Consider the following 13,258-nt stretch of genomic DNA (forward strand, 5'->3'; position numbering starts at 1 on the left):
AGTGCTCTGTCAGGGCGGTGTGCTGAGGCTGTGGCCCGTCTGTGAGTACGCGCGTCGCCGGGAGTACGCGGGCAGGCGGACGGTGAACACCGTGCTGCCGGGCTCGCTGGTGACCGTCACGGTGCCGTCGTGCGCGGCCACGACCGCCTGCACGATGGCGAGGCCGAGACCCGTTGAACCATGGGTGCCGTGGGCGCGCGAGCGGGAGCTGTCACCGCGCGCGAACCGTTCGAAGACGTGCGGGAGCAGGTCGGGCGGGATGCCGGGCCCGTCGTCCGCGACGTCGAGGCGGACCCAGGGGCCGTCGCGGTGCACGCGGGCGGTGACGGTGGTGCCCGGCGGGGTGTGGGTGCGCGCGTTGGCGAGGAGGTTCACCAGGACCTGGTGGACGCGGGCGGGGTCGGCGAGGACGAGCGCGGGCTCGTCGGGCAGGTCGAGGCGCCAGGTGTGGTCCTGCCCCGCGGCGCGGGCGTCGCTGAGGACGTCGACGACGAGGGGGGAGAGGTCGGTGGGCTCGTAGGTGAGGGGGCCCGGTGCCGGGCCTCGGAGCGCCGGGGCCTGCGTACCGCCGCCGGGGCCGCCGCCTCGGTCCACGTCCAGGCGGGCGAGCAGCAGCAGGTCCTCGACCAGGCCGGTCATCCGGGTGGCCTCGGACTCGATGCGGCCGAGGGCGTGCCGGGTGTCAGGGCCCGTCTCCTCGTGGCCCCTGCGGGTCAGTTCGGCGTAGCCGCGGATGGAGGCGAGCGGGGTGCGCAGCTCGTGGCTGGCGTCGGCGACGAACTGGCGCACCCGGGTCTCGCTGCGCTGGCGCGCGTGCAGCGCCGAGTGGACGTGGTCGAGCATGCGGTTGAGCGCGGCGCCGACCTGGCCGACCTCGGTGCGGGCGTCGGCCTCGGCGTCGGGGACGCGTTCGTGCAGGGCCACTTCGCCGCTGTGCAGGGGGAGTTCGGAGACACGGGTCGCGGTGGCGGCGACGCGGCGCAGCGGGCGCAGGGCCACGCCGACCATCGCGGCACCCGCGAGCGAGGCCGCGACCAGACCGGCGGCGGTGACGCTGACCTCGGTGACGACGAGCGCGCTGAGGGTGTTGGTGACCTTGGTGGTGGGCAGGCCGACGAGGTAGTCGCCGAAGCGGCCGCTGGTGTACTCGACGCGGTACTCGCCGAGTTCCGGTACGTCCACGGTGTGCGGCCTGCCGTCGCGGGCCACGCCGGCGAGGGCGTCGAGCTGGGCGGCGTCGAGGGACTTGCCGATGGATTCGGGGGCGCCGCTCGACACGTCGGGCTCGGTGCTGACGGCGCCCTCGGTGAGGGTGCCGTCCTCGCCGACGACGGCGCCCACGGTGCCGACCTCCTGCGGGCCCTTGGTGACGAACCGCAGGGGCCCGCCCCCGCCGGGCCCCTCGTCGCGGTGCTCCGGCGGTTCCCCGGCGTCCTTGGGCGGCCCGGCCGCCCGCATCGAGACCTGCTGGAGGGCGCCGTCCACCTGCTCGTACAGATGCGACCGCAGCGCGATCGTCGTGACCGTGCCGATCACGGCGCACACGACGGCGATCAGCGCTGCGGCGGAGACGACGAGGCGGGTGCGGAGGGTGCGGGGCTTGCGAGGCCGCGGGGTGCGGGACCTGTGGGGGTGCTGGGTCGCGGGCTTGCGGGGGCGCGGGGTGCGCGGGCCGTGGGGGAGCTTCACGCCGCCAGGACGGCGGGCTTGATCAGATACCCGGCGCCGCGCCGCGTGTGGATCATCGGCTCCCGCCCGGCGTCGATCTTCCTCCGCAGATACGAGATGTACAGCTCGACGACGTTGGCCTGGCCCCCGAAGTCGTAGCTCCACACCCGGTCGAGGATCTGCGCCTTGCTGAGCACGCGTCGCGGGTTGCGCATCAGGTAGCGCAGCAGCTCGAACTCGGTGGCGGTGAGGTGGATGGAGTCGCCGCCGCGGGTCACCTCGTGGCTGTCCTCGTCGAGGGTGAGGTCGCCGACGGCGAGCACGGACTCGCTGCGCCGCCCGGACGCGCAGGAGCGCCGGATGAGCCCGCGCAGGCGGGCGACGACCTCTTCGAGGCTGAACGGCTTGGTCACGTAGTCGTCGCCGCCCGCGGTGAGCCCGGCGATGCGGTCCTCGACGGCGTCCTTGGCGGTCAGGAACAGCACGGGCACGTCCGGCAGTTCGCGGCGCAGCCGTCCGAGCACGGCCAGGCCGTCCATGTCCGGCAGCATCATGTCGAGCACGACGGCGTCCGGCCGGAAGCTCCGTGCGGCCCGCACCGCACCCGCGCCGTCGTCGGCGCTGCGGATCTCCCAGCCCTCGTACCGCAGCGCCATCGAGAGCAGCTCGGTGAGCGACACCTCGTCATCCACGACGAGTACGCGGACGGGGCTCCCGTCCGGCCTGAGCAGTTCGGTACGCCCCTGGGGCGAGGTCATCGTCATGGCCTCAGCGTGCGCGGCGGCGGTGAGAGACGGCTTTCGCCCACCTGTGAATTCCCTGAGAAACCCCGTGGGGCGGGTCGTCTCACCCGAGCCCGAACAGCCTCGCCCCGTTCCCGTGGCAGACCGCCCGCAGCCAGTCGTCGCCGAGCCCGAGCCGTTCCAGCGCGTCGAGCTGGTGGACGTACCCGTACGGGATGTTGGGGAAGTCCGTCCCGAGCAGGATCTTCCCGCCGAGCCCGAGCTCCGCGAGCCGCCCGTGCTCCCCGCGCGGGAACGGCGTCGTCGCCTCGCTGAAGTCCGTGAACGCCATCGTCGTGTCGAGCCGCACCTCCTCGTACCGCTCGGCCAGGTCCATGAAGTCCGCGTACTCCGGCATCCCCATGTGCGCCACCACCAGCGGCAGCCGCGGATGCCGCGCGAGCAGCCGGCCCACCGGCTCGGGCCCGGTGTGCTTGCCGGGCGCCGGGCCCGAGCCGCAGTGCATCACCACCGGGATCCCGGCCTCCGCGAGCAGCCCCCACGCCGGGTCGAGCAGCGCGTCGTTCGGGTCGTACGCCCCCACCTGCACATGCGACTTGAACACCCGCGCGCCGCCCTCGACGGCCGCGCGCACATACCGCCCGGCCTCCGGCTCGGGGAACAGCGTCGCCGTGTGCAGGCAGTCCGGCGTCCGCGCGGCGAACTGTGCCGCCCACCCGTTGAGCCACTCCGCCATGCCCGCCTTGTGCGGATACAGCATCGACGTGAACGCCCGCACCCCGAACCCGCGCAGCACCGCGAGCCGCCGCTCCTCGTCGTGCCGGTACGTGATCGGCCACTTCACGCCCGTGAGCGGCCCGACCGAGTCGAAGTAGGCCCACACCTTCCTGAGGACCCGCTCCGGCATGAAGTGCGTGTGTACGTCGACGAGTCCGGGAAGGCCGAGCCGCTCCCAGAACGCGGTGACCCGCTCGGCCTCGGCCGCCGCTGCCTCGCCCACTTCGGCCGCCTTCTCCTCCCCGTCCTCACCCACTGCCGTAGCTCCGCTCGACCTTGGCCACGTGCACCACGTAGTCCTCGTACCACTCCTTGCGGCCCCGGGCCCGTGCCTCGCGGTGCTCCGGGTTGCCGCGCCAGGCCGCGATGGCCTCCTCGTCGCGGAAGTAGCCGACGGTGATGCCGAGCCCACCCGGCGTCCGCGCCGAATCCATCCCGAGGAACCCGGGCACGGCGTTCACCAACTCCTCCATCCGGTCGGACGTCGCGCCGTAGTCGTTGTCCCCCGGGGTGCGCAGGGACGTGAACACGACGGCGTAGTAGGGGGGCTCGAAGGGAGGGGTGGGTCTGACGGGTCCGGCGTTCCCGGCTTCAGCAGCAAGCTCTTGATCACTCATGGCACCCACAGTCCGCCGTGCGCCGAGCCCCTGTCCACCCTTCGGCCCCGTCATTACCGAACGGGCGGCAGGTCTTTGCCTTCCGGTCCACAAAGCCCCCCCCGAGCCCGGGTCACGGGCTCTTCACGGCCCCTTCAGAACAATCCGCCCTGCACCACAGGCATCCCCCGCACCGGAACCGTCACCCCGGACCACTCACCATCCCCCTCACCTCCTGTCTCCCCCAGCCCATCCAGCCCACCCAGCCGCCACCCGCTCATCAGCCGACTGTCGATCACCACCCCCTGACCACTCGCCCCTTGACCGCTCCCCTCCTGACCACGACCCCGCTGACCACTCGCCCCCTGTCCACGCCCCCGCCGACCACTCACCCCCACCGCCACATACAGGTCCGGCCCAGCGGCAGCGACCAGCTCCCCCGCCACCACCCCGCCGTCCGTCAGCTCGTCCACGACCCGCCCCGCCGAGCCGAACCCCCCGATCGCCTCGAGCCCGAACACCTCACCGTGGTCCACGACCTCGCACGGCAACCGCTCCAACGACTCGGGCCAGTCCCCGAGCGCCGCCGCCCTCCGGTGCACCTCCGCCAGCTCCCCGGCCCGCTCCGCCACCCCGGGCAGCCGCGCCCGCAGGGCCCGCTTGCGCTCGTACGGAATCCGGTCCGGGACGCCGAGCGCGGTCCGCAGCAGCTCCTCCGCTCTTCGCGCGGCCATCAACGGCCCTTGACCGAGCCAGGTGTAGGCCACGGCCCCCTGTTCGAGCAGCCGCGCGCCGCCCCGCGCGACCCCCGTGATCCCCACCTTGACCAGGCCGGGCCCGAACCACGCCACGTACACGTGGTACGGCCGGGGGTCGTCGGCGAACGTGTCCGCCGCGACCGAGTGCGCCCGGTCGACGCGCGCGCACTCCTCGCACTGGGCCCGCGTGACCCGCCCCGCCACCGCCGCGCCCACCGGACAGGCCGTCCACCGCCCGCCCCGCCACACCCCGAGGCAGCGCCGCCCGCCCCGCACCCGGAAGGCCACCACGCCCCCGAACACCAGCGGACTCTCCCGCTCGCCCCGCCCCGGCGCGTACCACCCGAGCACGGGCCCGTCACCGACCCGCCACCGCACCCCCGTGCACCACCACGTCATGGAAAAAGCATGCAGCACCCCACTGACAACGCCCCTCAACGCCCCTCACCCCCTCTTCTTGACCCGAAAGTACAAAACCCTGTTAGGGTCGTCGGCATGGGACGGCCGAAGCAGTTCGATCCGGAGACCGCCGTGGAACAGGCGATGCAAGTCTTCTGGCGCAAGGGGTACGGGGACACGACCCCGCAGGACCTCGTCGACGCCCTCGGCATCGGAAAGGGCAGCCTCTACCACGCCTTCGGCAGCAAGCACGGCCTGTTCGAACTGTCCCTGCGGCACTACAGGGACACCCAGGCCAAGGCGCTCACCGACCTGCTCGCCGAGGGCGAGGGCACCGTCAAGGAGCGACTGCGCAAGGGACTTGAGCTCCTGGTCGAGATGGACCTCGCCGACCCGGACCGGCGCGGCTGCCTGGCGGTGAACACGGCCACCGGGCTGCCCCGCGCCGACGAGACGGCCTCCGGACTCGTCCGCGGCATGTTCGCCCGTACCGAAGACGCCTTCCGGGCGCTGGTCGAAGAGGGCAAGCGGTCCGGCGAGATCGCCCCGGACCGGGACGCCGCGGCCGTCGGCAGCCTCCTCCTGAACACGGTCGTCGGCCTACGCGTGACCGCGCGGGTCGCGGACGGCCCCGACGGCATGCGCCGCACGATCCAGGCGGTCCTCGACCTCCTCTGACCAGGCCTCGTCACCGTCACGCCCGAGCTGAAGGACTCCGGCGCCCTGCCGTACGCGGCCGACCTCGGCACTCCTCAGGGCCCCGCGGCCCTGATCGAGTACGCGCGGGCGCAGCTCGGCGGCGTCGACTTCCTGGTCAACAACGTCGGCGCCGGCGACGACGTGAACATCGGCGGCTTCCTCACCACGGACGACGCCCACTGGCAGGCGAACCTGGACCTCAATCTGTTCAGCGCGGTCCGCGCCAGCCGGGCCGCGCTGCCGGGCCTGGTCGAGCGGCGGGGCGCGATCGTGAACGTCTCCTCGATCAACTCCCGGGTCCCGAGCGCGGGTCCGATCGCCTACAGCACCGCCAAGGCGGCCCTGACGGCCTTCGGCAAGGCGCTCTCCGAGGAGTTCGGCCCGCAGGGGGTCCGGGTGAACACGGTGTCGCCGGGTGTCGTGCGGACCGCGCTCTGGGAGGACCCGAACGGCTTCGGCGGCAAGGTGGCGGCCGCGGCGGGCGTCGACCACGAGCGGTTCGTCGAGCAGATACCGCAGACCTTCGGGATCGCGTCGGGCCGCATCACGGAGCCGGGCGAGGTCGCCGCCCTGATCGTGTTCCTGCTCTCGGACGCCGCGGGCAACATCACGGGGGCGGACCACGTCATCGATGGCGGAACGGTCAAGTCCGCCTGATTCAGGGTCACGTACGGCATTTTCGGGCGGGTCCCCTACGTTGCCCAAGAGCACCGTCCGCGCCATGACCCGTAAGACCGAAAGACCCGAGAGACCGAGAGACCCGAAAGAAGGGGCCGAAGCATGGCTGTCGTCGCCGAGTTGTCGTACTACCCCGTGAAGGGCTGCGCCGGAACACCGGCGAGCGAGGCCGTCCTGACACCGGCGGGCCTGGCGCACGACCGCAGCTTCATGGTCGTCAGCGAGGAAGGGGTGTACCGAACACAGCGGCGGGACCCGAAGCTGGCCCTGATCCGCCCCGCCGTCGACGCCGACGGCACCCGCCTGACGCTCCGGGCGCCGGGCCACGACGACGTCCGTGTGGACGTCGACACGACAGGACCGCGCCGGGACGTGGACCTGTTCGGGGCCGCGTACACGGGCATCGACCAGGGGGACGCGGTGGCGGCATGGCTGTCGGACCTCCTGGGCGCAGCGAGCCGCCTCGTCCGCGTACCGCCGGAGCACCACCGCGTGACCGACGGCCGGATCCCGGGCACCTCGGGCTACGCCGACAGCAGCGCCCTGCACCTCATCTCCCGCGCCACCGTGGATCTGTTGAACGAGAAGCTCGGCGAGCGGGGCGCCGAGCGCCTGCCCATGGACCGCTTCCGCCCCAACATCGTCGTCGCGGGCTGGGACGAGCCGCACACCGAGGACCGCGCCCACCACCTGACGATCGGCACCGCCGAACTGGGCTACACGAAACCGGCGATACGCTGCGCGGTCACCCTCGTCGACCAGGACGCGGGCCGCCGCGCGGGCCCGGAGCCGCTGCGCACGCTCGCCTCGTACCGCCGCGCGCCCCAGGGCGGGGTGGCCCTCGGCACGAAGTACGCGGTCCTGAACCCCGGCAAGATCTCCGTCGGCGACGAGGTGGCGGTGGGGACGTGGGCCGCCCCCGAAGTCCCCTGAGGAGCAAGGGCCGAAGTCCCCTGAGGAGCAAGGGGTGGACGGGTGGGAAGTATTGGGTGGACGCCGAGCAAGATCATGAACCAACCTGCGATGGCCACCCGCACGACCGCACCGAGGAGCAGCCCACCCATGCCACCCCTGCCTCCGACCCCCCTCAACCCCCTCACCCCCGACCCGAACGTGCTGCACCCGATGCCGGACCAGCCGCGCGTGGTGCTCCTCCGCCCCCTGATCACCTCGCCGTTGATCGAGGCGGGCGAGTTCTCGTACTACGACGACCCGGACGACGCCACGGCCTTCGAGACCCGGAACGTCCTCTACCACTACGGCCCGGAGAAGCTGGTCATCGGGAAGTTCTGCGCGCTCGGTGAGGGCGTGCGGTTCATCATGAACGGCGCCAACCACCGTATGGACGGCGCGTCCACCTTCCCGTTCCCGATCATGGGCGGCCCCTGGTCCGAGCACTTCGACCTGATCAGCGGCCTGCCAGGACGCGGCGACACGGTCATCGGCCACGACGTCTGGTTCGGCTACCGCACGATGGTGATGCCGGGCGTCCGCATCGGCCACGGCGCGATCATCGCCTCCGGCTCGGTGGTGGTCGACGACGTACCCGACTACGGCATCGTCGGCGGCAACCCGGCCAAGCTCATCCGCCACCGCTACGACCCCAAGGACGTGGCCCGCCTCCTCGAACTCGCCTGGTGGGACTGGCCCCTGGAGCACATCACCACCCACGTCCGCACCATCATGTCCGGCTCGGTCGACGCGCTGGAGGCGGCGGCTCCCTGAACCGGCCGTCGTGCCGGGGCGGCCCCGCGCCGCAGGGCTGGGGCCGCCCCCGTCCCCGCCGCCAGGGCTGACCCCGCCACCGCTGCCGGACTAGGATCCGGACCATGGCCCCTCTGACCATGGACGACGTCGACCGGTTCGAGGCCTCCAGGCCCCGCCTGGAGGCCATCGCCTACCGCCTCCTCGGCTCCTCGACCGAGGCCGAGGACGCCGTGCAGGACACCTTCCTGCGCTGGCAGGGCGCCGACGTCGACCGCGTCGAGGTCCCCGAGGCCTGGCTGACGAAGGTCCTCACCAACCTGTGCCTCAACCAGCTCACCTCGGCCCGCGCGCGCCGCGAGACCTACGTGGGCGAGTGGCTCCCCGAGCCCCTGCTCGCCGGTGACCCGATGCTGGGCCCCGCCGACACCGCCGAACAGCGCGAGTCGGTCTCGTACGCGGTCCTCACGGTCCTGGAGCGCCTCTCCCCCAACGAGCGTGCGGTGTACGTACTGCGGGAGGCCTTCGCGTACCCGCACCGCGAGATCGCCGAGATCCTGGACATCACCGACGCCGCCAGCCAGCAGCTCTTCCACCGCGCCAAGCAGCGGGTCGCGGACGGCAGGGCCCGCACCGACATCGACGAGGCCGCGGCCCGGCGGGTCGTCGAGGAGTTCCTGGCGGCCGCGACCAGCGGCAACACCGACCAGCTCGTGCGGATGCTCACCGACGACGCCATCGCCATCGGTGACGGCGGCGGCAAGATCCCGGCCCGCGCGAAGCCGTTCGAAGGCGCGGTGGCGGTCGCGAAGTTCATGTGGGGCCTGTTCAAGCCCGGCAAGGCCAAGCGGGACTTCGTCGGCGGCACGGCCGAGGTGTACGCGACGACGGCCAACGGCGGCCCCGCCGCCGTGGCGGTCGTCGACGGCCGGGTCGTCGGCGTCCTGTGCCTGGAGGTCACCCCCGAGGGCATCACCGCGTTCCGCAACCAGGTCAACCCCGACAAGCTGGTCCGCGCGACCGAGCGCTGGGCGACCGAGGACCACGGAAACCCCCTGTTCAACGCCTTCTGACCCGTCCCGGCACCCTCGGCCCACACCACCTGGCCGCCCCCACCCCCTCATGTGACCTGCTTCACACCACACCCCTGTCAGAAATCGCCGAGCCATCCGGTTCAAGGTGCGAACCCCGCGGAAGAGCCGACGACGCGGAAGAGCCGAGACAGGGAGCATGACCATGCAGCAGCACCGCATCATCGTCCTCGGAGCCGGATACACCGGAGCCTCCGCCGCCGGACGTCTCGCCAGGCGGCTGCACCGCGAGGACGTCACCATCACCCTCGTCAACGCCGAGCCCGACTTCGTCGAGCGCGTCCGCATGCACCAGGTGGCGGCCGGCCAGGACCTCAGGCCCCGGCCCTTCAGCGAGATGTTCGCGGGCACGGGCGTGGCGCTGAAGCTGGCACGGGTGACCGCGGTCGACGTCGACCGCAAGACGGTCACCGTGACGGGAGCGAGGCCGACCGGGGAAGCCGGAGCACCGGAGGGAGCGCCGGAGCCGGGGGAGACCCTGGAACCGGCGGAGGCCCTGGAACGGGCGGAGGCCCTGGAACCGACGGAGGCCCTGGAACCGACGGAGACCCTGGAGTACGACACCCTCGTCTACGCCCTCGGCAGCGGTTGGAACAGCCAGGGAGTCCCCGGCACCGCCGAGTTCGCGGACCAGCTCGCGAGCCGCCCCGGCGCGCTCCGGCTGCGCGAGCGCCTGGCCCGCCTGGAGGCGGGGCAGTCCGTGGTCGTGGTCGGTGGCGGCCTGACGGGCCTTGAGGCCGCGACCGAGATCGCCGAGGCCCGCCCGGACCTCGACGTCGCCCTCACCGCCCGCGGCGCACTCGGCGAGTGGCTCTCCCCGAAGGGCCGCGCCCACGTCCGCAAGGTCTTCGCCGGGCTCGGCATCACCGCGCACGAACACGCCGCGGTCACGGGTGTCGCGGCCGACCGTGTGACGACCGCGGACGGCACGTCCGTCCCGGCGGCCGTCACCGTGTGGACCACCGGCTTCGCGGTCCACCCGATCGCGCGGGCCACGACCCTGAAGGTCACCGACACCGGCCAGATCATGGTCGACAGGACGATGCGCTCGCTCTCGCACCCCGATGTGTACGCGGTCGGCGACGCGGCCATGGCGATGGGCCCCGGCGACAAGCCGCTGCGCATGTCGTGCGCCACGGGCACCCCCATGGCCTGGCAGGCCGCCGACGCGATCGCCGCCCGCCTGACCGGCGGCAAGATCCCCAAGACCCCGCTCCGCTACTTCAACCAGTGCGTCTCGCTGGGCCGCAAGGAGGGCCTGATCCAGTACGTCACGGCCGACGACCGCGCGGTCAGGACGGCCCTGACGGGCCGCTTCGCCGCCACGTACAAGGAACTGGTCTGCAAGAGCGCGGCCTGGGCCGTGGCCAACCCCACCCTCGGCCTCCCGAACCGCCGCCGCCGCGTCACGGCGGAGCGCCCCCAGCCCGCCACGACCGCCGAGGCGGCGGCCTGAACGACCGAACGCCAGAGGCCGTCCAGAGGCCCTGCGGAACAATCCGTGGGGCCTTCGGCCAACGGTGCGCTCGGCAGGATCCGGCCGTGATCGCGTGAATCCCCGGGCCCTGACTTGTGCGGGCTAGGTTGCGCCGGGCAGTCCCAGGGCGACCAGGAGGGCTGAGGAGAGTTCTTCCGCGAACAGGGCCGACCCGGTGAGCGTCTGCCGGATGGCTCTCTCGTCGGGCGTCAGCCCCGCGGCGGCCGACCAGGCGAGCGCGCCGGCCACGACGGGTTCGACGGGGAAGTGCTCCAGAGGTATCTCGTAGCTCTCCGCCGTCTCCCGGTTGAGCAGGCCCTCCCAGCTGTCGCCGTCCGGCGTGCGGGCCTCGATGAAACCCACATCGCTGTCGAAGAAGGACACCATGACGGCCGGTGTCCCCGTCCGCTCGACGAGATGCGCGAGGCTGCGCCGTCCGGCGTCGGCGAAGTCCGTGACCTGCCAGCCCTCCGCCAACGCCTCCGTATCGTCGACGCCCGTGAACCCGGCTTCCCGCATGAGCTGGTGCAGTTCCCCCGTGGACCGGGTCGTCTCCCCCGCGGACCGGGTCGTCAGTGACCCGCCTGAATTCCCCATGGCCCGAAAGCTAGCCGATGCCTCTGACAAGCCCGCCGTTTCCTTCGGCAGGATGGGCGCCATGACCGAGATCCGCACACCCCGCCTCCTTCTGCGTCGCTGGCATGACGACGACCTCGCGCCGATGGCCGACATCAACGCGGACCCGAGGGTCATGCGCTGGATCGGCGACGGCTCGGTGCGCGACCTGGACCACACCGCGGAGGCGATCGAGCGGTGGGAGGAGGAGTGGGACGAGGAGGGCTTCGGGCTCTTCGCCGTCGAACTGCTGGCCTCGGGTGAACTGGCAGGCTTCACGGGTCTGTCCGTGCCGGAGTTCCTGCCGGAGGTACTGCCCGCCGTGGCGATCAGCTGGCGGCTCGGCTCACAGTTCTGGGGCCAGGGATACGCCTCCGAAGCCGCCCACGCCACGCTGGAGTTCGCGCTCCAGGACCGCGGCCTCGACCGCGTCATCAGCATCAACCGGGTGGGTGACACCGCCTCCGAGAACATCATCCGCAAGCTCGGCATGGTGCCCGAGCGGGAGACGACGCACCCGGAGTACGCCCATCCCCTACGGGTTCACACCATCGACCTCACCGAGTTCCAGGCATGAAGCCAGTCGCACCATCGATCCAAGGATCACACTGGCAACGGCCGGATTCCCCCGGCCTCCCCAAGCTCCCAGCAACGCAAGAGGCCCCGGATCTCTCCGGGGCCTCTTGTCTGTGTGCACTCGGCAGGATTCGAACCTGCAACCTTCTGATCCGTAGTCAGATGCTCTATCCGTTAAGCTACGAGTGCTTGATTCTTCTGTTGTGTTGCTCTTCCTTCCGGGCTTTTCGCCCCGGTCGGCGTTGCGGGAACAACATTACATGACCTGCGCCGTGAGGCGAAATCCGTTTCCCGCACCCACTCTGACCTGCGGAAATGACTCCTGCGACCAGGGGGCGCGGCGAGGCTGGGTGATCTTGAGGTGGGCTTCCGGTGACCCTCACGGGTGAGTCGCCGCGGGCGCGTCGCGCGGAAACGACCGAAGCCCCGGTCGGATGACCGGGGCTTCGGATCGTGGTGCGGAGGCGGAGGGATTTGAACCCTCGATGGGCTTTAAGACCCAAACCGCATTAGCAGTGCGGCGCCATAGACCGGACTAGGCGACGCCTCCCAACCTGCAATCCCGCGCGAGCGCGGGGGTGCGTGCAGATGATGACACAGCCTGGGGGCGCGTCACCAATCGCGGCCTCCACGGTACTAGTCGGGCGGCCCGCAGAGCAAAGCGTAAAACGGGGCCGCAACGCGGTGGGGGCGGTGGCGTTAGAGGCGGTAGGTACCAGCCGGAACCGCGTCCCTCAGGGAGATCCCATGAAGCTGTCCACACCGCGCCGCCTCCTGTTCACCGCCGCCACGTCCGTCGCCGCGTCCTTCGCCGCCCTCACCGCGCTCCCCGCCGTGGCGCACGCGGACCACCTCGGCGGCAGCCACCTCGGCACGGGCGGCCCGAGTGCCGTCAGCCCCCTCGGCACGGGGAACCTCGGCGCCGTCGGCCGCGCCGTCGACAACGCCACCGGCCCCATCGGCGGCCACACCGTCGACCGTCCCGCCGCCGACCGGCTGAGCATCACGGTCAACGCAGACGGCGCGGACGGCGCGGACGGCGCGGGCGACAGGGCGTACACCCTGGAGTGCGCCCCCACGGGCGGCACGCACCCTTCGCCCAGTGACGCGTGCGAACGTCTTGATCAGCTCGCGAAGGAGGGCGTGAACCCGTTCCAGGAGGTCCCGCGCGACGCCGCGTGCACCCAGCAGTACGGCGGCCCGGAGACCGCCCGCGTCCAGGGCACCTGGCAGGGGCGCCCCGTCGACACGACCTTCTCGCGCACCGACGGCTGCCAGATCTCGCGGTGGAACACCCTCGTGCCCGTCCTGCCCGCGAACGGCGGTTGATGCGGACCCGCGGCGGGCGGCGCGACAGGCGAGGCGTCGCAACCTTGACCGAAGGGTGGTTCGCGACCCTTCCGTGACCAGGGACTACTGAAGGCTCACAGCTTCTGCGTGCGACCTCCCTCTCATCCGGCGTCGCGCCCGCAACCAC

The 13,258-nt window shown here is 72.0% G+C and carries 14 protein-coding genes and 2 tRNA genes; 8 read left to right on the top strand and 8 right to left on the bottom strand.

The window, feature by feature from the left end:
- Positions 1-9: 9 nt before the first annotated feature.
- The 5 genes from OO63_RS07680 to OO63_RS07700 all read right to left on the bottom strand — a co-directional run bounded on the left by OO63_RS07680 (position 10) and on the right by OO63_RS07700 (position 4,941).
- Positions 10-1,689: a sensor histidine kinase gene (locus OO63_RS07680; protein WP_078619000.1), complete on the bottom strand. Its 1,680-nt coding sequence runs from the start codon at positions 1,687-1,689 to the stop codon at positions 10-12.
- Positions 1,686-2,432, bottom strand: coding sequence for a response regulator transcription factor (locus OO63_RS07685; RefSeq protein ID WP_030357887.1), 747 nt, complete (start codon positions 2,430-2,432; stop codon positions 1,686-1,688). Before OO63_RS07685 ends, OO63_RS07680 begins: the two co-directional genes overlap by 4 nt.
- 82 nt (positions 2,433-2,514) lie before the next feature.
- The gene (locus tag OO63_RS07690) at positions 2,515-3,411 is read right to left on the bottom strand and encodes an amidohydrolase family protein (protein ID WP_030357886.1); all 897 of its coding nucleotides are present in this window, start codon (positions 3,409-3,411) and stop codon (positions 2,515-2,517) included.
- 25 nt (positions 3,412-3,436) lie between these two features.
- Positions 3,437-3,805, bottom strand: coding sequence for an antibiotic biosynthesis monooxygenase family protein (locus OO63_RS07695; RefSeq protein WP_033263925.1), 369 nt, complete (start codon positions 3,803-3,805; stop codon positions 3,437-3,439).
- A gap of 134 nt (positions 3,806-3,939) precedes the next feature.
- Positions 3,940-4,941, bottom strand: a complete 1,002-nt coding sequence (locus OO63_RS07700; RefSeq protein ID WP_078619002.1) for a DUF2797 domain-containing protein — start codon at positions 4,939-4,941, stop codon at positions 3,940-3,942.
- Between the two features lie 96 nt (positions 4,942-5,037).
- On the opposite strand from OO63_RS07700, the gene OO63_RS07705 reads away from it, so the two are divergent.
- The 6 genes from OO63_RS07705 to OO63_RS07730 all read left to right on the top strand — a co-directional run bounded on the left by OO63_RS07705 (position 5,038) and on the right by OO63_RS07730 (position 10,569).
- Positions 5,038-5,619, top strand: a complete 582-nt coding sequence (locus OO63_RS07705; RefSeq protein WP_030357883.1) for a TetR/AcrR family transcriptional regulator — start codon at positions 5,038-5,040, stop codon at positions 5,617-5,619.
- 27 nt (positions 5,620-5,646) lie between these two features.
- Positions 5,647-6,297 (top strand): SDR family oxidoreductase, encoded by a 651-nt coding sequence (locus OO63_RS07710; RefSeq protein ID WP_078619003.1) that lies wholly within the window; start codon positions 5,647-5,649, stop codon positions 6,295-6,297.
- 123 nt (positions 6,298-6,420) lie between these two features.
- Complete coding sequence (locus OO63_RS07715; protein ID WP_030357881.1) at positions 6,421-7,251, top strand: MOSC domain-containing protein; 831 nt, start codon at positions 6,421-6,423, stop codon at positions 7,249-7,251.
- Between the two features lie 129 nt (positions 7,252-7,380).
- Positions 7,381-8,043 carry a CatB-related O-acetyltransferase gene (locus OO63_RS07720; protein WP_030357880.1) on the top strand — a complete coding sequence of 221 codons (663 nt, stop codon included), beginning with the start codon at positions 7,381-7,383 and terminating at the stop codon, positions 8,041-8,043.
- A 104-nt stretch (positions 8,044-8,147) separates the two neighbouring features.
- Complete coding sequence (locus OO63_RS07725) at positions 8,148-9,095, top strand: RNA polymerase sigma-70 factor (RefSeq protein WP_030357879.1); 948 nt, start codon at positions 8,148-8,150, stop codon at positions 9,093-9,095.
- 163 nt (positions 9,096-9,258) lie between these two features.
- Entirely contained in the window at positions 9,259-10,569 is a 1,311-nt protein-coding gene (locus OO63_RS07730; protein WP_030357878.1) for an NAD(P)/FAD-dependent oxidoreductase, read from the top strand.
- Between the two features lie 123 nt (positions 10,570-10,692).
- Here the strand turns inward: OO63_RS07730 and OO63_RS07735 are convergent, their stop codons facing one another.
- Positions 10,693-11,187, bottom strand: coding sequence for a hypothetical protein (locus tag OO63_RS07735; protein WP_157853960.1), 495 nt, complete (start codon positions 11,185-11,187; stop codon positions 10,693-10,695).
- A gap of 61 nt (positions 11,188-11,248) precedes the next feature.
- Between OO63_RS07735 and OO63_RS07740 the strand changes: the two genes are divergently transcribed.
- Positions 11,249-11,782, top strand: a complete 534-nt coding sequence (locus OO63_RS07740; RefSeq protein WP_030357876.1) for a GNAT family N-acetyltransferase — start codon at positions 11,249-11,251, stop codon at positions 11,780-11,782.
- 115 nt (positions 11,783-11,897) lie between these two features.
- On the opposite strand, the gene OO63_RS07745 is transcribed toward OO63_RS07740, so the two are convergent.
- Positions 11,898-11,970, bottom strand: a tRNA-Arg gene (locus tag OO63_RS07745).
- Between the two features lie 270 nt (positions 11,971-12,240).
- Positions 12,241-12,331: transfer RNA gene (locus OO63_RS07750), tRNA-Ser, on the bottom strand.
- Positions 12,332-12,528: 197 nt separating this feature from the next.
- On the opposite strand from OO63_RS07750, the gene OO63_RS07755 reads away from it, so the two are divergent.
- Positions 12,529-13,110 (top strand): SSI family serine proteinase inhibitor, encoded by a 582-nt coding sequence (locus OO63_RS07755; RefSeq protein WP_030357875.1) that lies wholly within the window; start codon positions 12,529-12,531, stop codon positions 13,108-13,110.
- The last annotated feature ends 148 nt before the right edge of the window (positions 13,111-13,258 follow it).

This window comes from Streptomyces alboflavus, assembly GCF_000716675.1.
GTDB lineage: Bacteria > Actinomycetota > Actinomycetes > Streptomycetales > Streptomycetaceae > Streptomyces > Streptomyces alboflavus.